Raw genomic sequence first — 19,964 nt, forward strand, 5'->3', positions numbered from 1 at the left:
AATTTAAATGTACGCACTTATAGACTGTAATAACTTTTACGCTTCCTGTGAAAGAGTATTCAATCCTACTCTAATCGGAATACCAGTTGTTGTTCTTAGTAACAATGATGGTTGTGTTATTGCACGGTCTAATGAAGCTAAAGCAATTGGCATACCTATGGGAGCACCTGCGTTCGAGTATGAGCATCGATTCCGAAGATACAAGGTTAAAGTGTTCTCGGCCAACTTCCCTCTCTATGGTGATATGAGCAGACGTGTTATGAGTCTGTTATCAAATTACAGTCCTCATCAGGAGATCTATTCTATTGATGAATGTTTCCTGAATCTGGAGGGAATTAATGTGGACCTGCAGAAGTATGGACTTGAAATGAAAGCAAGGATTGAAAAAGGTACCGGTATACCAATAAGTATTGGAACTGCTCCTACTAAAGCCCTGGCTAAACTGGCCAACAGGATTGCAAAGAAGTTTCCAAATGAGACTGGTGGTAGTTATGTCATTGATACGGAAGAGAAGCGCATTAAAGCTCTGAAATGGCTTAAGGTTGAGGATATATGGGGTGTAGGCAGAAAAAATGCTAAGAAGCTTTATGCTATTGGTGCTTATAAAGCTATTGACTTTGTGAATCTCTCTGAAGCCTGGGTAAGAAAGAATATGACCATTACCGGGTTGAACTTGCAAAAGGATCTGAAAGGTATTCCGACTATCGAAATGTTGGAGCCTGAAAAAAAGAAATCTATTGGTACTTCTAGAACATTCGAAACTGATCTTCGTTCTTTTGACGAAGTACGTGAACGTATAACCACTTTTACTTCTATGAGTGCCGAGAAATTACGAGAACAGAATTCTTTCTGTAAACGATTGATTGTTTTCATTGGTACCAATCCTTTTAAGGAGCATGAAACGCAGTATTACCCCTCTATACAGATTAAATTGCCTTTCCCGACTAACTCTACCCTTGAACTGGTGAAGTTTGCTCATGAAGGCTTAAAACAGATATTCAAAAATAACCTGTATTATAAACGGGGTGGGGTATTGCTGACTGATTTTGTTGATGCGAGTGTTTACCAGCCCTCACTTTTCTTTAATTCTGATCCAAAACACAAAAAACTGATGGAGGTAATCGATAAACTTAATGACAAGTATCATCGTGATGTTGTAAGGCTGGCTTCACAGGACGAGCGGAAGCATAAGATGAAACAGGCTCATCTCTCTCAACATTATACTACTGATATCAACGAAATACTTACAGTTGAGGTGTAGTTGATTAATAACTAATCTTAAGCTTAGAAATTGGTGTAAGATTTATTGTAGTTGTATCATTGTCTTCTTCCCAATCTTGGTATTCAATTCCAATGCCGTTTTCCTTCTCATCTTCGGTTGATTCTGGTTCTAATATTTCCGATGATCCACATGATGGGATAATAAATAGAATTATTGATAATAATATTGCTCTTGAGTTTTTCATATTATTACAAAATTAAACATTTATCCTTAATTGTCAATTTATACAGGCTAATTTTTAATTTATCCTTTAACCGTTGTGTCACACTTTTTGTAGATATACCATCCCGGATATTAAGTGTAGTCCATCTTTTCCAACCTCGCTTTGCAGTGTTCTTTCCGCTCATTCGCTGGACACCTTGCGGTGTCCGGCGTCAATCACTCCTCTCACACCGCATCGCTATTCCCAATAGTCACCTCCGCTCCATTGCAGTGTGCATTTGGTCGCTGTCGCTTACGCTAACGCTTCCGTCATCCACACCGCACCGCTACCGACCTGTTCCTACCACCGCTCTTGCCCTGTGAGTTCTGGTCGCAAGCTCCCTCCACCCACACCGCAATCGCTCCATTCCGCTCATTCCATAATCCCTTAGAGCGACGCTTCGCGTCACTACTCCCGGGATTATTCCATTCGCTACCGTAGCATTTGCTGTGTGAATTAAACGCTTCAGTGCATTTTTGTCCGCTTCGCTTCCAAAACAGCCCTTACGCTATCACACAGCCTTGGGGTGTTTAGACCTATCGTGGTAAACAAAAAATCCGCCACAACTAACATTGTAGGATAGTTAACAGTCTATGTGTTTAATCTATTTACAGGTATGATTGCTTTCAACATTCATAATGTTGAAATATAGATTATCATTAACGTTTCTATATATAGTAAGCCATAATTTGTACCTGTATGTTTCTATCTATTAATTTATTGTCTTACACAATTATCAAGTTTAGTTTAGCATTCTTTCGTGCGGTTTCTATATTTACCCGGATGTTAATCAATGTAATTCAATAATTTGTAGCAAAACATTCAGGCTTTCAAGTTACTTTTCCTGGATATTGTAAAGGTGTACCAATTAAACAAAAACAGGTTATAAGGTGTTCCTCCGTCGTTCACTTAATGCAATAAAACATATGTGCAAGGGCAAGCCCTGGCGGGTGTTAGAGAAAATCTCCACCCTTCGGGTAGTATTTTCTCTAACACCCTTGCACATACCACATCCACAGTCACTCTTGCGCTCCAGTAGGTGCTCATCGTGTCGCGTCTGTTTGTTTTATTGCATGACGCTCACTCGGTCGTCACTCGTGGCTCTCTCTGCCCCCCTTGAATCCCCTTTAAGGTATTCGCTTCGCTCATACATTTTTTATAAAGGGGTGCAGACGCCACTCAGTGTTTGTGCTCGCCTGCGGGTCGCTCGGGCTGCCCGGCTTGTCACACTTTTTGTAGATACACCATCCCTTATTTATTACCTTTCTGGTAGTTTGTTATTATCATATATTTCGTCTCTCTCTGCCAATCTTGATTCTTGCCTTTTGTACCTTAGTCGCTTTCTGTGATTATTCCATTCTCTCCGTCATAATTTGGCTCATGCTTCGCTTCAAATTACTCCTTCGTTCATTTCATAGTCACAGCCTGGTAATTTAACGTCAAAGGTTTCATTCAGAGAGTCAGTCGTTCCTCCTTTCTCTCTGAATGTCCTTTTCCTCCCTGCAGGATTAAACAAAAAGTCCGCCAAGCCTGCTGATCACAGTAGTAGTCAGGCGCGCTCGTATCCTCGCGCTTCTTCCTGCCCACACCCTCGCTCCACTCGCGTCGGCTCGCGCCTCTCACTACGCAAAAGAATAAATTCTTTCGCTTCGTTCGGATAACCTGTTTTTTTCCATTGCAGTTAAGCATTCTTGGAATAAATTTTTTGTGTCCGATAGTTATAGTTTTTTTATTGCAGTTTTAAATCCTTTTTGTTTAATATTCAGCACCTGTTTTGTTCGTTTGGCCGTATCAGTATTTTACGTCTCTGCGCTTCGCTTGCGAGGCTTATGTGTGTCTTTGTATTCTTAAATTTCTTTGTTGTTTTTTCTTTTCTTTTGATTTAACTTGTCTATCTCAATTATTAGTTTTGCTTCGCAAATCTAATGCACCTTAACAGGTGCTTGATTTATTTAAGTCTGTATACATACCCTTATTCCTTCTATTATTGTTGAGGAAATTGTAACTTTGAGGAAGTAATTACAACTATTATGTTAAATAAATCATGCCATTTCAATAAAGTCACTTTATCACGTGATATAATGATTCAACGATTTGCTAAAGGTTTGTTGAGGTTTTCTTTTAATCTCTACTCTCTAAAGAATCCTTTGTGGATTCATATCGGTACTTCTTTTGAAGCAGGTGATTATTTAAAACATTTGCTCAGCACTACAGATTTGACTGTTCCTATTTATTCTTTAATGAATATGGTACTTGAAGCGGGTTTCAAATTCCCATTGGATAGAGTGATAAATATTGAGGATTCAGATTGTAGTGAATCCTTCTTTGAGTGTATTGATAGTTATCTTTGGAACCGAAAACCTGATTTTAATGAAGAGGATCTGTATTTAACTTACCAGATTACGTATGATGTTAAAGAGAGGTATGATAAATATATTAAGGAAAACCCCAGCCCGGATCTATATGATGAAATGTTCACTATTCTTACAGATTCAGACATCACTTATTATAACGTTGTAAATGGTTCTTTTTCAGAAGAAAGAATTAACAATTGCTAGTCCTGTATATGTTTTAAAAAATACATTCAAGTTACTACCTTCCGGATAAATGAAATCATAGCAAAGGTAGGTTGTCTTTTATATTACGTCAAGGTCAGGCACTTCGTGTTTTCAAGAAAATCTCCAATTATGCTGGCGCATAAATAGTATTTTCCTGAAAAACCTTGCCTAATATAACGACGCCATAATGCTATACGCTATGATTGCAATTTATCCTTTCCCTTTCATTGACCTTACACCTGTTAAGGCAAATTGACGCAAATCGAAGTAAAATTGAACAAATCAAAGCAAAATTAACCGATATTTTTAGCTCTCATATTTAATCATTTTAATTGCTTGAAGGAGTTGGTACTTATCCATATAAGTCCGTACCATGGCCGTACCATGTTCGTACCAAGTCCAATTAGTTTAACATTTTAAAAGTTTAATTATGGGTACTATTAAAAAAGGTATTCTCGGAGGGTTCTCCGGAAAAGTGGGCACCGTAGTTGGTGCAAGTTGGAAAGGAATTGACTATATCAGAAGTCTTCCTGCAAGTGTAAGAAATCCAAGAACACCGGGTCAGGTGAATCAACGGAACAAGTTTGCAACAGTTATTAAATTCTTATCAAAAATCAATCCTGTGATAAAGGTTGGGTTTAAGGATTATACCGCAAAACAAACGGCTACCAATGCTGCAATGTCTTACAACATGCTGAACGCTGTAACAGGTGATGCCGGTGTTTATCAGTTGGATTTTCCGAAGGTGATGGTTTCAAGAGGTACGCTTTACAATCCATCCACAGCTGATGTGATGGTTTCTGACGGTGATGTAACTGCAGCATGGAACGTGGATATTGCCGGTAACGGGGCGATGGACGACATGTCTAATGTACTGGTTTACAACAGCACAAAAGATGAGGCTGCTATTTCTGCTGAAGCAAGTGACAGAGCCGAAGGATTTGCTGCAGTGCCATATCTTGATCACTGGAAAGGCGATCAGGTGGAAGTGTTCCTGGCATTTACTTCTGCAGACGGGAAACTTGTTTCTGACAGTATGTATCTGGGACAGCATGAAATTCCTGTGATATGATCTGACAAACATTAATTCCATTTTTTAATGCTCAGAACCGCTCCCTTTTAAATCCGGGGGGCGGTTCGTTTTAAACTTAAATGCGATGATTGACTTGCTTAAAATTAATTACGAGCTGCTTGGAACATTAAGCACTATTGCCGGTGGCGGAGCGTTGGGTGGATTTATCTCTACTATGATCAACAGGAAAGAGATAAGGCGAATAAAGAAAAGCGAGGCCATACAATCTGAAGCAACTGCCAAAAGAGAAGATGCTTCGGCTGCAACCGAGATGATGAATCTGCTTGATCGAACCGTTGCTCACATGGAGAGGATGAATTCTTATAACGAGACTAATTCCGAAAGCTTGCTCAAGATGGTTAGAGAAAAGGATAGCATCAACGATCGCATGAAGAAAGATATGGAGCTCTTGCAGCTTCAGAGAACTGAGGATCACAGACGGATTACAGGTCTTGAAAAGGTTGTTAAGAGAGAGCTGGAATGGCGTAAAGACAGCGATTATCATTATTGCTCTGTAATTGATTGCGAGGTCAGGAAACCTCCATTTGGAACTTTTAAACGTGATGTGAAAAAATAATCTTTATGGATAAAGGTTTGTTTTTTAAGGTAATCTCAAAAACTCTCTTTTTTGGCAGGCTTACGCCTCATCAAAAAAGAGGTGTAGAAACTAAACTAACAGCTTTTGATATTTATGATATTGTTGATGATCGATGGAGAGCTTATATGCTTGCCACTGTATTACACGAAACAGGAGGTGAAATGCAGCCGGTTGAGGAAGTCGGAAAAGGTGCCGGCAGACCTTATGGAAAAAAAATTAAACATGATCGCACGGTATACACTTTCCCGGATAGGCTTTATTATGGTCGTGGTGATGTACAACTCACATGGTACGAGAACTACGAGTTGATGGGTAAACTTTTGAATTACCCATTATTGAAATATCCTGAATTAGCACTGGAACCTGAAATTTCTGCGAGAATTATGATTGAAGGTATGACTCGCGGTATTTCTAATCGTGGCGACTTCACCGGTGTTTCTCTTGAAAACTATTTCAATAATCATAAGGAGGATCCTATTAATGCCAGGAGAATTGTTAACGGATTGGACCGGGCAAGCCTCATCGCAAAATATTACAGATTGTTTTTAAATGCAATAAGAATTTCAAAAAAATAGGGTATGATACCACTAAAATATAAAATACTGTTTATTGCTTCTCTTCTATTAATTTCCTGTAAACCAAAACAGGTTATAACAGAGAAGATCTCTACCAAGTCTGACAGTTCTGCTGTCGTTCTATTGGAGGATGAAATCTCAAAAAAAGAAACTCAAATAGCTTCTTTACAAAGCGAATTAAAACGGTTTAAAGAAGAAAACTTCATCCTTAGGAATGAAGTTTCAACACATGAAATTAATTACGACACGACCCTGCCAATCAATCCACAAACCCAAAAACCTCCTATGTCATCAGAAATAATTACCAACAGTAACACCCAGCATGAAAAAAACCTAAATCAATATGAGATCCTCTTTCAGAAAGCATCTATTGAAAATGAAAAACACACTAATGAACTAATGAAATTGAAACTAACTAATGATTTTTTAAATAAAGAAAACATCAATTTAAAAAATGAAACTAGTGATAAAAACTATTTGAAAATTCTTATTATATTTATTTTATTAATCTTTATCATTTCGTTAATACGTAAGTAGTATTGTTTATCTGATGTTTAATAAGTAACATTATGTGTTAAGACAAGTATCAATCGATAAATATCCACAATTATTTAAAGATATTTACATAAAAATTAGTATGTTTGCTTGTTAAATAACGGATATATTATTTATTTCTCGTTTCTGAGGATGATATATTTTTCAACTACTTATTGAGATTACGATGAACACTAATATTGATGATAATAAAAACCGATATATAGAGAAACTTGAAAAACATATATCAGAGGCTAAACTCTCTTCAAAATACTCAACTGACCGTTTTGATATACTAATAATTACATTGTCTTCCAGTTCAATAATATTATCAATTAATTTTCTTGATAGTGTTGTTATTAATGAAGAATTGCAGTGCTTATGTCTTTTAATTATTTCTTGGTGTTTATTTGGATCAACTATCATTTTTAATTTATTTTCCCAATTGACAGCATACAATGCGCATAAATGGGATATTGAAACAACCAAGACAATAATAAAAAATGAAAAAGGTAAAGAGCTGTACGAGATACAAGAGAAGCAACAGAAGAAGTGTGATAGATGGAACTCCGGAACATTAATTTTAAATTGGTTTAGTGTTACTTCATTTGTTATAGGACTAATACTATTGATCATTTTCTTATCAATAAATATTCAAATTTAAAATTATGAGCAACGATAAAGATTATTTTAAAAAGCTAGAAGAACAGCAGAGGCAAAGAGAGGAACAAGCTAGACGAATTCGTGAGGAGGAGCTAAGAAGAATTCAAGATAACGAAGAGCGTCAAAGGAGGATTGATGAAAGTGTTAAAAAAGGCCGGCCAATAGATACAAGACCAGGTAAAGACGATTAAATAGGGTGCTTTTTCACCCTACATCTGCAGCATCAACTGTATTGTATGTCCTTTTTGGATTCACCAATTTCATATTTATCTCCCTCCTCTTCTTTGGAGTCAATTTCACGTAACCTGCAGTAACATCTTTCTTGGTGCTATGACCAACCATCTTTCTAACAACAATTGGATTTATAAATAACTCACTTGTAAGGTGTGTTATATAGCTATTTCTTGTATACGATGTCGATAAACTTGGATCCAGATCAAGTTCATTTGCTATATATTTAAGTGAAGAGTTTATTGGTTCCAGTTTCAGTCTGGTCTCTCTTTTTATTAAATTTTCATTATTTTCTGTAGGCTCAATACCATTTAAAAATGGGAAAATATATCCCTCTTGTGAATCATTGCCTTGTCTATTTATGATCTCAATCATTGGAGGTAAAATAGGAACATAAATATAAGTTGGTTCCTCTCCTTTTCTTAATGTCTTTTTTCGTTCAAAAATTATCTCATTTCTTGGTGCATCAATATTCTTATAAGTTAGTCGGCAAAGGTCTCCAAAATTAAGACCATTGCAGTAAAACATAAATACAAATATATCACGTGCTGTTGCCAGGGCTGCATTATCTGTCTCAAAATTCTCAATTTTCCATATATCTTCTATTGGCATTGCAATCTCTTTTCTGCCTCCTGCTGGTATTTCGTACTTCCCGTTATTTACTCCAAATGGATATTTGCTACCCTCAATATATGGTTTATCCCCATCTTTATTGTTGATTATTGCCCTTAACGTTCTCATATATATTCCCATGGTTGCATAAGAAACTTCTGTTTTCTCCCAGAATTTCTCGCATTCATTTAAAAATTTAGGTGTTATCTCATCAAAGGATATTTCTTCTTCAACAGTTAGTACATTACTTCCGATAGTTATATGCTTTTGTTCAATACAGGTTTTAATGAATTGTATTTTATCAGCCTTTTTCTTTTTTAGAGAATAGTGCTTGAATCTCATCAAAGCTTTTAAGGTTGTTCTATATATAGATGCATTTCCAACTTTATATTCGTTTTCTAACGCTGTTATCTTGTTTTGAAAAGCTTCATTTACTGTTTCTGATAAAGGCTTTTTTAAGATATTATCTAATGCCTCAAATGAAAACTCATTTATTTCAGCTAATGCGTTAATTGCGGGTTTTAATGATAGAGCTAAATAATTGCTTAGAGTTTGTTTTGTAAGTTTATGTTTTTTCAAGTCTCTATTAATGAATTCATCCCATTCTTTTATCTCAAATTCAAAACCTGAATAATAGTATTTATGTCTTCTTTCGTATGTTACTCGCCAAAAAATTGGTGCTTCAACGTCATCTTTATTTCTGTATTTTCTCGTTAAACACACCGATATATTTCTGTTCTTGTACTTTAAAGCACTTGTTTTTTTAGGTACTTTGTTTAGATTTGCCATAGTCGTAATTCATTATTTAGTAAGTATGGGAAAACAATGGGAAAACAAATGTACCTATACAACGATAAATAACCAAATATATCAAGCGTTATGTTTTATGAGTATTTTGTAATATGCAAATAATCAGACATATAAAATACAACAATAAATATCGAAAAATATTAGGTTTAGCCTTCTAAGCTGTGGGTCGTGGGTTCGAATCCCGCTCGGATCACATTGAAAATAAGGCACTTACAACAAATATTTGTAGGTGCTTTTTTTTATTGCACACGTTTTTCACACACAAACAACAAAAAAACTACCTACTTAAACAAAAAAACCACCTCAATAAATTGAAGTGGCTTAATTAAAATACTCCTACAAAAAATTTAGGCAAATATCATCATCTTAAAGATGATCTACATTAAAACTATTTTCACATGCATTGTTTTAGAATTGAATTTTATCTGCTTTAATAGCATTGTAGAAACTCAACATTATTCTATCCATATCTTCATAAAACTTCTCTTTGCTGTAATCAAAAATGGTTAAACCGCTTTCATCATATCTCCATGGACTAAGTGGTTCTATGCTTATTCTTGCTCTATCATCTCTTACACGTATATCAATTTTAGCATAAACTCTTGAGTCAATTGAGGAACCATAAAACGATGAGATAGTTCTTGTTTCTCCATTCATTAGATATTTCCCAATTAATATACCCTCTTCTTTGTCGCTAAACTGAATTACACTACTTGCATCAACAAACATACCAATCATCCAATCATTCGCTTTAACAAATAATTCATCTTTACTATCTGTCAAATCTGTATAAACCTTGATTACTGGCTCTTCAATTTGAACCATATTTAGAGTTCCACAAGCATTAAATACAAACAAAATTGAAATTAGATATACATTTTTTTTCATATTGAAGTGTTTTATAATTAGATTAATTTATTTATTAATACAAATATATGTATAAATAATTAATACTAAAAACAAATATTACTGCATCAGATCATCAGTATGTAAAAAACACAAAAAAACCACCTCAATAAATGAAGTGGCTTCAATGAAATAAAAAACTTTTCTATTTAATACCCAAATATTTTTTAACATGGTCGGGGTAATCTTCTGCTTCATAATTCCTCTTGGCAAAAGATAGGTCATTTCTGCACTCCCTTAGCCATTTGATATACTCCAGCTGTTCGGGTGTTGTAGGTCTGCTTAGTGGCTCAATAAACTTCCTATCAAAGGAATCAGACAAAGGGGTTAACAGTTGACAATCATTTTTATTAAAGTCATCATATAAGATTGCTCCAAACTCCAGCTTTAAATCTGCTATGTTGGTTTTACGAACGCCCATGTGACAAAATACAACCAGCCAGCTACTCCCCAAAACTTCACGTAATAACTTTGATTTGTCCTCTTCTGTCATGCTCTCAAAGTATTCATCTACAAAAGTGAATAACTCCATCGGTGTTTTAATCTCAATTTGCTTCATATTTTTATTATATTATTGTTATATTTATTTATCCTGTTTGTAAATTATTTTAGTGCCATTTACGCCATTCACCTCCCCGTAAACTCGCCGTTTTTACTCGCCCTAATCTCGCCCAACCATTACCCTAAACTTACCCTAAACTTACCCTTTTGTTGGTTGTTTTGTAGATTAAAAAAATCTCCCTGTCGCTCTGAAAATGACGATTAAATAATTCTCTTAGTAGATTGAAAAACGATTAAATTTAGATACTCCCATTTTTCCCATTTGAGTAGTTCAGAATGTTTGCCAAAAGTTGCCGAAAGTTGCCATTTTTTTACTCTTGCTGTAATCATTAAAAAAGTAGCATTACTTTTCTTTTATGTATTTCGATTAGCAAGTTTAATTTTCTCTAAATCTTTTCTAATTGTCTCGTTAAATTCATTAATCATGCTTTTATACGCTTTTCGTGCCCTGTGAACCCTTATCTCTTTTTTTATTAGTGAGACTACTCTACAAATAAATATGAGCCCAAAAGCCCAGCAAATGGCTGTCTGAATGAAATTAAATACTGTTGCTGTCATTACTTCCATTTTTTAAATTAATAGTCAATACATTAAATCCCTGTGCCTCCTGCTCTCTCAAATCGTCAATACTAATTGATTGAAGTTGAGGCAAAATAAACTTAGCCATATCAAGCATGAATTTAATCCTGTCTTTTGGCTCCAATGAATCTAAATCTTTCTGCATCTTTGGTAAGTTGTTCTCAACTAATAGTTGGAACGCTCTCCTTACTTCATTAGTACTCTTGTTTGGCACGCCCTCTCTGGTGCTAATCCTGCCAGCCATTGAGGCTAATTCTCTGTTTCTAAATCCCATAATAAATAATATTTATATTGTTAATAATCTTATATGTTATTTACTGTTAGTTTAACATCGTTTCCCTTAGCTGTTGCAATCGCTCAAGGAATGCCCCTGTATTATATTTTCCGCTTCGAATCGCTCGTATTGCACCCTTTACGTACCTGTCAGGCTCGCAAATGGTGTAGGAGGGTGTAATGTCTATCGGTTCATCAGGTAGCTTTATACTTGCAAAAAATCGTTCAAGCTCATCTGCTGTATTATTAATGTCTTGCTGTGGTGGCTGTTGAAATACTTTCACTTGGTCGGGTACCTGCTTCATCTGTTTTATAAGATAGTCTGCAATATCTAAACCGTTTCTCTTCTCCTCATCAGTTGCGTTCTTTTCCAGAATATCAGAAACAACGATCTTACAACCGTATCTCTGCCTTATTTCATTTGCTCTTTTTGTCCAGATCTCAAAGGCTTGTTCCTCCTTTGGTAGTTCAGATTTACTTAAATCAGGGTATAATATAACAGAACGATCTTTTAATACTTTTGATTTTTCAACCGTCAAGCCGGCAACACCTCCAGCCCCTAACCAAATTAGTTGGGGATATAGAACACTTCCTATAACTGCCGTTTTTTCTGCCTCTGTAATTGCTACAATTTTATCGGGCTGTTCATTGAGTAGGTGTTCACCAAAATAACACTGCTTTAAATTATAATCATCTGGCAGTTTATCAGCTCTTTTAAGCGTGTTATGTATCCAATCAATGGCACCGCTCGCATTGTGCACTCTCTTGCCTGTGGTGGGGTTGTATTGCATTATCTTGCCAGTTCTTACATTGCCGTTAATATCAATTTGCCAGAATATCACTCTCTTATCTTTAGTCGCTCCCAGTTTGTAGGTTCTGCAAAGTTCCTCAATGGAAATACTATTGTCGAGGCTCTTAAATAATCCAGTGAGGAAATACACAAAATTACTATCAGTGCTTTGTGTTCTATCCAGGTACTCAACCGGAATTAATCCCATCGGTTTTGGTGGCTGTGGTGGCTGTGGTCGCTGTATTACTCTTGTTGGTCTTGGTTCAAAACCTCCTCTTTGTGGATTATCAATAAAATATTGTTTTGGTGGGTAGTGATAGCCGCAACTATTAGCATGGTTACAAATTCCAACTATGGGGCTTATCGGTTGCCCAGTGTTTCCATCTAAATACAAAGTAAATGAATTACTTTTTTTACATTGAGGGCAAACAGTTCTGCTCTCTTTCCCTGTGTAGGGTCTCAAATATGGCTGTTTGTACATTTTCATCATCTTTTTATTCATTATCAAAAGTTAAACATGGCTCCTGCAAAGGGTTTGCGTTTGGTGCAGGTTGGTGCGCCCCATAGAAAAGAACCTAACCCAAAGGTATGGTGCAGGTTAGGGCACCCCCCTATATAAAGGGGTGCACTGAACCATACTGTTGCCCCATTGATTAAACCATTGAGTATATTGTAGCATTTCCCTTTTTTTTCCATTTGACTAAACCCTCGCTTTTAAAGTGTGCAACAAAATTTTTTGCTCTCTTCTCTACAATATCATAAGCATTTTCAACCGCCAGAACAAAATCACCGTATTTCATTTGAGGCTCCTTTGTGAACATCCGTTCAAGTATGCCTGCGTGCTGTTCGTTATCCCAATCGGTCGGCTGTTTAGCTTTTTCCCTGCCTGTCTCTGTTTTAAGTGCATCAGCATCATTATCAGATAAAATGTAAGGCAATCCCTCCTCATCAATGCCAAAAACAATAGGTTTAAACTCCCTGTCTCTGGTAGCTATTGGCTCAATTGTTGAATAATCCTCATTCTTTTCTAATTTATTCACCCCTAAAACCGTCAAACTCTTATTCATTAATTCAGTGCCTACGTGTCCACGTGCATTATTGTCACCCTTGTTCATGTGAAGGATGCAATTAATATGTATCATTCTTTCAGTGCTCCATTTAAGTAGCTTACTGGTTATCATGGTGGCTTGCTCCTCATCATTTATTGAGGTTATTAAGTCGCGAATCCCATCAATAACCACAAATCCCAAATTTGGGGTATTGTAAATCAGATATTCAATTATCTGAAGTCTTTCTTGTGGTGTAAATGGTCTTAGTGAGTAAACATGAAAGTTTGGTAATGTGTCATGATAATAATTTTTATCCAGTAGTCCATAAATACGCCTTGCACTCCTTTGAGCATAGTAACTGCTTTGTTCAGTATCAAATAGGATAACCGTTCGTTTATCCTCTGGCAATCCTCCTCTTATTCTGCCCTGTATGTCCGTATTACCTACAAGTGAGGCTACAAGTAAACCTGTCGCAAAGGTTTTACGGCTCTTTGCTTTACCTATTGTGGTGGAAGAGTCTCCTAATCCAAAAACTGGCTGTTCATCAATCCATAAACAGTGAGGTGGTTTTTCCGCATCAGTTTTTAAATCCAGCTTTGAGGCTTTTGCAATTTCCTGTATCTGCTCATCAGATAGCCCCTTATTGTATCCAAAATCAGCCCCATTATACGGCTGTGGTGGCATTATTGGCTGTTCTTTGAGTAGCTGTTCATTCTTAGCAATATCAGCCCCCAAAAGCTCTACAAAGTTGTTATTATCTTGCATGGCTATTTGATTTAAGGGGTGTATATTTCAGCTCACTGTCTCGTACGTACAGATACCATGCTTTATGCCCTGTTACCTCGCAATAGTTAGTACCCCAGTAGCCAATAAAGCGTCTTTCAACCAGTCTTAATATTGAGCTTCTTACCTCATTATAAGTGTACCTGTTATTTAGTTTATCCACTACCATGTTTGTAGTTGAGCTTTCTTTTAGGAATACATCGTAAACCAGCTTATCCAGATGATCGCTTGCTTTGACTGCGAGTTTTTGCCTCTTATGCCTTTTATTGTAAAGATTTTGAGTATCTTTGTTCTGCATTCCAGCGTTCAAATTTACGCCCTGTATCGGTTCGCTCTGATCGGGGCGTTTTCTTATTATAGCCATATAATTACCCCCTTTCCTTTCTGCGTGCCGAATCAGCCACGCTTTTAGTGATCTCGCTTACTTTGTCCTCTTTTCCTGATAACTGTTTGCTTATCCATTGATCCAGTTCATCACGTAAAAACACAATCTTTTTACCGCCCCATCTTTGGAATGGAATCTCTCTGTCAGCTGTCTTCTTATAAAGAGTGCTTTTCGAAATAGTTAAACCCCTTTCATTGATATAAGATAAACCCTCATCTAAAGAGAAATAATCTTTTTGCTCATCAATTGGATCAGCTACATTTGTTACCGGGATCATCTCTTTGAGTAATTCCCTTAAATCGTTCTTATTGACTAAAATTAAACTTTGCATAATTAAAATAGTTTTAGTTATTAATTTATGTAAAGTTACCCCCAGTCAAGCCCTAAAATTTCCGCTTTTTATAGGTTATTTCCACAAAAAGAAAAAAGGTTATCACGTTAAGTAACAACCTTTTAAGTGTTTTCTGTATTTTGTAAATTAGTTTAAGTTTGGGTTAAATTGTTTTAGTTTCTTTTCTATATCATTTTTCAGAGACAAATCGATTTTTTCGAAATCCATCTTTATATTTTTATACGCTTTAATTACTTCGTTTAAATCACCTAAAAAATAGATATTGTGGTTATATCCTGAACAATCGCCTTTTACAATATTTATGCTATCAACTGAATCAGAATACCAATCTTCATTCATAATACCGTTAATAACTAAACTATGTATCAGCGTTCTGATTTTACCCTTATTGCTTTTTGTTGTTATATTCCCTGAAAAATCAGCTCTTGCAACCCTATCAAAGAAATCAATTTCGTCAATATTGAACACGGGCTTTTTGCCCTGACAATAATTGTATATCAATTTAAAAAGTGAATAATCAACTTTATACTTTCGCCGTATATCAACTGACTTCGGGGCGGGTTCCGCATCATTTAAAAGATTGTTAATATCATCAATCAATAGATCAATAAATCCCCTTTTGTTAGAATACTCATCAATTAAGTTTGTGAGAAAATAACTTGAAAAATCCCCATTTTCGGGTATATTGCAAATAAAATTGCTGTTTAAAAATAGCCTGAATTCTAATTCATCTGTGGGGTGCTGTTTGCCTTCATACACTTTTACAAAGAATTCGCCTATCTTTTTAAATATGTACTTATAATTGTATGAAAGTAAGATTTTACGTGCGTTAATTAGTTGATCCTTTGATAACGAAATCAGTTCAGTTTTTGCACTATTATAAAGCCTTTTTAAATCAGCTTCATTTGTTTTGTTTATAGTGAGAAACATTTTAGATTTGAATTCTTTTAACGACTCTTTATCAATTCCCTGATCAATACGATCAGTTTCTGAAATTGTCACCAGTCCGACAAAATAATAATTTTCAGATATTACATTAATTGAATTCACTTCATTTAAAAGATCAGTAATATATTTCATAGCTGTATGTATTAAATCACGTTCATATATTTTACTTTTGAATCACCGTCAAGCTTCAGCAACAAAGAGTTATATTCAAATCGTGCGTCCCTGTCGTATGCACCAAAATAACCCTGCGTAACTGTCTGCGTGCTGTGTCCCAGTTGTTGCGATATAAAGCTTTCAGGAACACGAAGTTTATTTAATATCGTTGCGTAAGAATGGCGGGCCGTGTAGTTGTTTACTGAATCATAGTCGGGTATCATAAGAGTTCCGTCATCATGCTTCAATTCCCTGCAAATAGCTTTAATACGCTTATTGCTTTCGTGTGTGATGTTGAAAATCTTCTTTCTCCTATCCTGCTCATTAGTACAATCATTCAATAATGGAAAAATATAACCGCCCTTCGAAGTGTTACCGTGCTTTTTGATTATCTTTTTCATTGGTTCCAGTATCGGGACGTTTAGATAGGTTTCATCATTACGGGTATTACGTGTTTTATACCTGACAAAATTAAGTTCGCCCAGTACAATATCAGTGTATTTCAAACGGAATATATCAGTGAAGTTTATCCCTGAACCATAAAAACTGAATAGCCATAAATCACGGCAAAACTCTGTTAGTTGATCCCCACAATCTAAACTCTCAATCGCATGTATCTGTCTTAAGGTTAAAGCAATCTTTTCACCCCCTTTTGAGGTCTTTATAAGGTACTTCCCACGCCCAAAGGGGTAGGCATCATCTTTCAAATAAGGCTTGCCATCGTTGTTTATAATAGCCCTAAGCGTGCGTATGTATAGACTTATTGTTGCAGTCTTAACTCCTTCAGCTGTCAGGTGTGCTTCATAATTATTTAAAAATGATACTGTGATTGAATTGAAAGAAATATTCTTTCCCTTGTAATTTTCAAGTGAGTTCCTGACAGTTTTATAAATTGTGCTGTTTCCAATCCTGTTACTCTTAATAAGTGCATCAATCTTTGAGTTAAAAGCATCATTGACAGTTTTAATATCAGACTTCCCCAACTCAATATTAAGTGCATCAAATGAAAAGTTATCGGAAAGACTTTTTACTTTTGGCTCCAGAATTTTATTAAAATAATTAGATAGATCTTCAAACAATGGTTTCAGATGGTTTGCATTTTTTTTGTTAAACTCCTTCGGTTCTGATTTCTCGAACAATTCCCAGTCATCTGCATTCAATGATTTGCCAGTTGAGTAGTAAATTCTTTTTCTGTTAAATGTTATGCACCATCTCAATGGGCAATCGCCTGACTTATCCCTTCGTCTAATATCTCTAAATAACCTTACATTTAAACCTTCACCGTTCGAATAATAATACTTCATAGCAACATGATTTTTGCCTGTGGGCTGTTAATGTTAATGCACACGTTTTGCACACACAAATATAATAAATAATTGTGAAATAAAGAAATATAATGAAAGAAATATATTTATAAATGTATTGTAAATAAGGCTGTTGTATTAGTATCAGAAAAATCAGGAAAACATAAGAAATGTAAATAAATACGCCTTCTAAGCTGTGGGTCGTGGGTTCGAATCCCGCCCGGATCACTCTAAAAATAAGGCAGTTACAAGTAAAAATGTAGCTGCTTTCTTTTTTGTTATGACATGTTTATGACATTAAATTTGTAAACATGATGTATGTTATCTTTTTTACATGCAATCAAAACCTTCATTTCTTAAATTTAGCTCTTCTGAAAAATCTTCCAATTTCATATATTGGGGTCTTTAAGGGCTATCAAATACATCAATTCTAATTTGTACTTTTATAAAGGTTTCAAGTTCAAAACAATGTAAGCTACCCCTTTTTAGGACAGTCTTTGATTAGACTGCTAAATTAGTTGTTTATGTATACAATGTTATGATGTCGGACAGATTTTTGATAAGCCACTCCCAATACGAGGCGATACAGCGGGCAAGACTGCCCGTAAGGGCACTCGTCTTGGCCTTGACCGCTGTAGCGGCTCGTGTTACCTTTGCTTGTCAAAACATCTGTCATACTGCTTCCTTTCTTTTTATCAGTTCTTCCCTATATTCAAAGGGCGTCATGTTGTCCAACGACTCATGGGGCCGTTCTTCGTTGTAGTCTTTCCGCCAGGCTTCGGTCAGTTCCCTGACTTCAGATATGTTGCGGAAAATATATCTATCAAGAACAGCTCTTCTGTAGCTTCCGTTGAAGCGTTCAATGTAACCGTTCTGAGTGGGTTTGCCAGGCTGAATATAAATGATGTTAATCTCATTGCCTTTGCACCAATCTTTGAACACCTGAGCGATAAACTCAGGGCCATTGTCGCAGCGTATGTTCTTTGGTTTGCCATTCAGCCATATGACCTTTTCCAGAACTTTAATGACCCGTTTTGCCGGCATGGACATCGATATCTCCTGCGCCACGGCAATCTTGCAGGCATCATCTATGATGTTAAGAACACGGAACTGTCTTCCGCACTCAATCCTGTCACTGATAAAATCAATAGACCAGGTAATATTGGGCTCTTCAGGCATAACCAGAGGGTTTTTTAACCCTTGCAGGCAGACGTTTCTTCAATCGGCTTCGTTTCTCATAGTGCATTGCCTTGTACACCCTGTAAACCTTCTTGTGGTCCCATCCCTTACCCTCACGTCTCAGTCTTGAATAAATCTTCCAGAAGCCATCACCGAACTCGGCGGCAGCACGGATTGCTTCTTCTACTTCGGTATCATCTTTCTTCTCTGTATAGTAGAAGTAGGAGCGATGGATCTCCATCAGCTTGCACGCCCGAGAGATGCTTATACCATATTCTTCCACTATCTCTCCTGCCAGTTCTTTCTTTACCTCGGGCTCTAGAGTTTTTTTTCGATAACCTCCTTCAGTATCTTGTTGTCAAGAGCAAGGTCAGCATACATCTGCTTCAACTTGCGGTTCTCATCTTCAAGCTCTTTGAGGCGTTTGACCTGACTCACCTCCATCCCACTGTACTTGGACTTCCAATTATAAAGGGTCGCCCTGGATATGTTGTAGTCACGCGCTACAACTGAGGCATCCACTCCACTTTCAAGCTGATGGACTGCCTTTACCTTCTCTGACTCGCTGTGTACTGTCTTTTTCATTGTTGTTCCTATGCCTAACAAAGTTAATATTTTTGTCTAACTTGGAACTGTCCTATAAAAAGGGAAGGTTACACAAATAGGGAAGGTTACACATTTTATCCAACTGACCATTGTGGAGTGATTAGATTGAAAAACACTTCAATCAGTTTATATTATTTAGCTATGGAATTAAATGAGATTGGTAAAAGAAATAAATTTTCTAGAACATTCAGAGCATCAACAGGAAGAATTAAACAGTTAAGAATTGAAATTCCAAATGAAGCTACTCGGGTCGATTTTGACAAATATGTAGTTAATATAAATAATGAAATAAAAAAACTTAAAGAGGAGCTTTTAAAGACTGAATTAAAAATAAATGAAGTTATAAGAGGAAATCTTTAATTATATTTAAATAATTTACTTATAACATAGCCGATTCTCTATTGCTAAAACAACTTTACGCAATCAATCCTTGTGTAAAGTTGTTTTATTTTTAACCCAAATTCACTATCTTTACTCCTGTAATTCAGTAACATCAGGTATTGGAGAAAATAATATTGACACAAAAAAACGATGAAATGGAATGCCTCAGAATTCATCGTTAATATAATTACCCCCGAATCTTAGACAACAAGAATCATTAAAAAATAATATTAATTTTGTTGTCATGAAGAAAAGGAAAACTTACAGTGCCGGCTTTAAAACAAAGATTGTTTTAGAAGCACTTCAAGAAAGAGAAACAGTCCAGGAGATCGCCAGGAAGTATGAACTTCACCCGGGTCAGATCTCGACGTGGAAGACTCAATTTTTATCTCAGGCGGACCAGGTGTTCGAGAGAGGCGGCTCTAAAACAGAGGATGACAAGGAGAAAGACGCCCTGTTCAAGAAGGTCGGACAGCTTCAGCTGGAGGTTGATTTCTTAAAAAAAGTATTGGGGAAATAGCCAAAAATGAACGGATGAGCAAAATCGACAAGACCCACTCTTTAAGCGTTTCACGCCA

24 protein-coding genes are annotated in these 19,964 nt (G+C 36.1%); 10 read left to right on the forward strand and 14 right to left on the reverse strand.

What is annotated here, in order from left to right; genetic code table 11:
* Positions 1 to 7 precede the first annotated feature (7 nt).
* Positions 8 to 1,261: a Y-family DNA polymerase gene (locus KDN43_RS03725; protein ID WP_238868347.1), complete on the forward strand. Its 1,254-nt coding sequence runs from the start codon at positions 8 to 10 to the stop codon at positions 1,259 to 1,261.
* A gap of 4 nt (positions 1,262 to 1,265) precedes the next feature.
* Here the strand turns inward: KDN43_RS03725 and KDN43_RS03730 are convergent, their stop codons facing one another.
* Positions 1,266 to 1,466, reverse strand: coding sequence for a hypothetical protein (locus tag KDN43_RS03730; protein ID WP_238868348.1), 201 nt, complete (start codon positions 1,464 to 1,466; stop codon positions 1,266 to 1,268).
* 2,048 nt (positions 1,467 to 3,514) lie between these two features.
* Here KDN43_RS03730 and KDN43_RS03735 point away from each other — a divergent pair.
* The 7 genes from KDN43_RS03735 (at position 3,515) to KDN43_RS03765 (ending at position 7,675) form a co-directional block, all read left to right on the forward strand.
* Positions 3,515 to 4,042: a hypothetical protein gene (locus KDN43_RS03735; protein ID WP_238868349.1), complete on the forward strand. Its 528-nt coding sequence runs from the start codon at positions 3,515 to 3,517 to the stop codon at positions 4,040 to 4,042.
* 430 nt (positions 4,043 to 4,472) lie between these two features.
* Entirely contained in the window at positions 4,473 to 5,114 is a 642-nt protein-coding gene (locus KDN43_RS03740; RefSeq protein WP_238868350.1) for a DUF6266 family protein, read from the forward strand.
* An 85-nt stretch (positions 5,115 to 5,199) separates the two neighbouring features.
* Positions 5,200 to 5,691, forward strand: coding sequence for a hypothetical protein (locus KDN43_RS03745; RefSeq protein ID WP_238868351.1), 492 nt, complete (start codon positions 5,200 to 5,202; stop codon positions 5,689 to 5,691).
* A 5-nt stretch (positions 5,692 to 5,696) separates the two neighbouring features.
* Positions 5,697 to 6,287 (forward strand): lysozyme family protein, encoded by a 591-nt coding sequence (locus tag KDN43_RS03750; RefSeq protein ID WP_238868352.1) that lies wholly within the window; start codon positions 5,697 to 5,699, stop codon positions 6,285 to 6,287.
* A gap of 3 nt (positions 6,288 to 6,290) precedes the next feature.
* Positions 6,291 to 6,824, forward strand: a complete 534-nt coding sequence (locus KDN43_RS03755; protein ID WP_238868353.1) for a hypothetical protein — start codon at positions 6,291 to 6,293, stop codon at positions 6,822 to 6,824.
* Positions 6,825 to 7,008: 184 nt separating this feature from the next.
* Positions 7,009 to 7,485, forward strand: coding sequence for a hypothetical protein (locus KDN43_RS03760; protein ID WP_238868354.1), 477 nt, complete (start codon positions 7,009 to 7,011; stop codon positions 7,483 to 7,485).
* 4 nt (positions 7,486 to 7,489) lie between these two features.
* Positions 7,490 to 7,675: a hypothetical protein gene (locus KDN43_RS03765; protein WP_238868355.1), complete on the forward strand. Its 186-nt coding sequence runs from the start codon at positions 7,490 to 7,492 to the stop codon at positions 7,673 to 7,675.
* Between the two features lie 13 nt (positions 7,676 to 7,688).
* Here the strand turns inward: KDN43_RS03765 and KDN43_RS03770 are convergent, their stop codons facing one another.
* The 13 genes from KDN43_RS03770 to KDN43_RS03830 all read right to left on the reverse strand — a co-directional run bounded on the left by KDN43_RS03770 (position 7,689) and on the right by KDN43_RS03830 (position 18,984).
* A complete protein-coding gene (locus KDN43_RS03770; RefSeq protein ID WP_238868356.1) occupies positions 7,689 to 9,116 on the reverse strand; it encodes a phage integrase SAM-like domain-containing protein in 1,428 nt (475 codons plus the stop codon).
* 429 nt (positions 9,117 to 9,545) lie between these two features.
* Positions 9,546 to 10,025, reverse strand: coding sequence for a DUF4468 domain-containing protein (locus KDN43_RS03775; protein WP_238868357.1), 480 nt, complete (start codon positions 10,023 to 10,025; stop codon positions 9,546 to 9,548).
* 163 nt (positions 10,026 to 10,188) lie between these two features.
* The gene (locus KDN43_RS03780; RefSeq protein ID WP_238868358.1) at positions 10,189 to 10,602 is read right to left on the reverse strand and encodes a hypothetical protein; all 414 of its coding nucleotides are present in this window, start codon (positions 10,600 to 10,602) and stop codon (positions 10,189 to 10,191) included.
* 540 nt (positions 10,603 to 11,142) lie between these two features.
* Positions 11,143 to 11,457, reverse strand: a complete 315-nt coding sequence (locus tag KDN43_RS03785; protein WP_238868359.1) for a hypothetical protein — start codon at positions 11,455 to 11,457, stop codon at positions 11,143 to 11,145.
* Between the two features lie 46 nt (positions 11,458 to 11,503).
* Positions 11,504 to 12,748, reverse strand: a complete 1,245-nt coding sequence (locus KDN43_RS03790) for a DUF6965 family protein (RefSeq protein WP_238868360.1) — start codon at positions 12,746 to 12,748, stop codon at positions 11,504 to 11,506.
* Positions 12,749 to 12,899: 151 nt separating this feature from the next.
* On the reverse strand, positions 12,900 to 14,060 hold the full coding sequence (locus KDN43_RS03795) for an AAA family ATPase (protein WP_238868361.1): 1,161 nt from the start codon (positions 14,058 to 14,060) through the stop codon (positions 12,900 to 12,902).
* Positions 14,050 to 14,442 carry a hypothetical protein gene (locus tag KDN43_RS03800; RefSeq protein WP_238868362.1) on the reverse strand — a complete coding sequence of 131 codons (393 nt, stop codon included), beginning with the start codon at positions 14,440 to 14,442 and terminating at the stop codon, positions 14,050 to 14,052. Before KDN43_RS03800 ends, KDN43_RS03795 begins: the two co-directional genes overlap by 11 nt.
* A gap of 4 nt (positions 14,443 to 14,446) precedes the next feature.
* Entirely contained in the window at positions 14,447 to 14,794 is a 348-nt protein-coding gene (locus KDN43_RS03805; protein ID WP_238868363.1) for a helix-turn-helix transcriptional regulator, read from the reverse strand.
* 147 nt (positions 14,795 to 14,941) lie between these two features.
* Positions 14,942 to 15,895 (reverse strand): hypothetical protein, encoded by a 954-nt coding sequence (locus KDN43_RS03810; RefSeq protein WP_238868364.1) that lies wholly within the window; start codon positions 15,893 to 15,895, stop codon positions 14,942 to 14,944.
* Positions 15,896 to 15,906: 11 nt separating this feature from the next.
* Entirely contained in the window at positions 15,907 to 17,220 is a 1,314-nt protein-coding gene (locus tag KDN43_RS03815; RefSeq protein ID WP_238868365.1) for a tyrosine-type recombinase/integrase, read from the reverse strand.
* 672 nt (positions 17,221 to 17,892) lie between these two features.
* Entirely contained in the window at positions 17,893 to 18,399 is a 507-nt protein-coding gene (locus tag KDN43_RS03820; protein WP_238868366.1) for an integrase core domain-containing protein, read from the reverse strand.
* Entirely contained in the window at positions 18,392 to 18,682 is a 291-nt protein-coding gene (locus tag KDN43_RS03825) for a hypothetical protein (RefSeq protein ID WP_238868367.1), read from the reverse strand. The genes KDN43_RS03820 and KDN43_RS03825 overlap by 8 nt, the downstream gene beginning before the upstream one ends.
* Positions 18,683 to 18,717: 35 nt before the next feature.
* Positions 18,718 to 18,984, reverse strand: a complete 267-nt coding sequence (locus KDN43_RS03830; protein ID WP_238865972.1) for a transposase — start codon at positions 18,982 to 18,984, stop codon at positions 18,718 to 18,720.
* A gap of 54 nt (positions 18,985 to 19,038) precedes the next feature.
* Here KDN43_RS03830 and KDN43_RS03835 point away from each other — a divergent pair, with 54 nt between their 5' ends.
* Together KDN43_RS03835 and KDN43_RS03840 are read left to right on the forward strand one after the other, a co-directional pair.
* Positions 19,039 to 19,365 carry a restriction endonuclease subunit S gene (locus tag KDN43_RS03835; protein WP_256448728.1) on the forward strand — a complete coding sequence of 109 codons (327 nt, stop codon included), beginning with the start codon at positions 19,039 to 19,041 and terminating at the stop codon, positions 19,363 to 19,365.
* A gap of 265 nt (positions 19,366 to 19,630) precedes the next feature.
* Complete coding sequence (locus KDN43_RS03840; RefSeq protein ID WP_238866086.1) at positions 19,631 to 19,906, forward strand: transposase; 276 nt, start codon at positions 19,631 to 19,633, stop codon at positions 19,904 to 19,906.
* The last annotated feature ends 58 nt before the right edge of the window (positions 19,907 to 19,964 follow it).

This window comes from Proteiniphilum propionicum (genome assembly GCF_022267555.1).
Classification (GTDB): domain Bacteria; phylum Bacteroidota; class Bacteroidia; order Bacteroidales; family Dysgonomonadaceae; genus Proteiniphilum; species Proteiniphilum propionicum.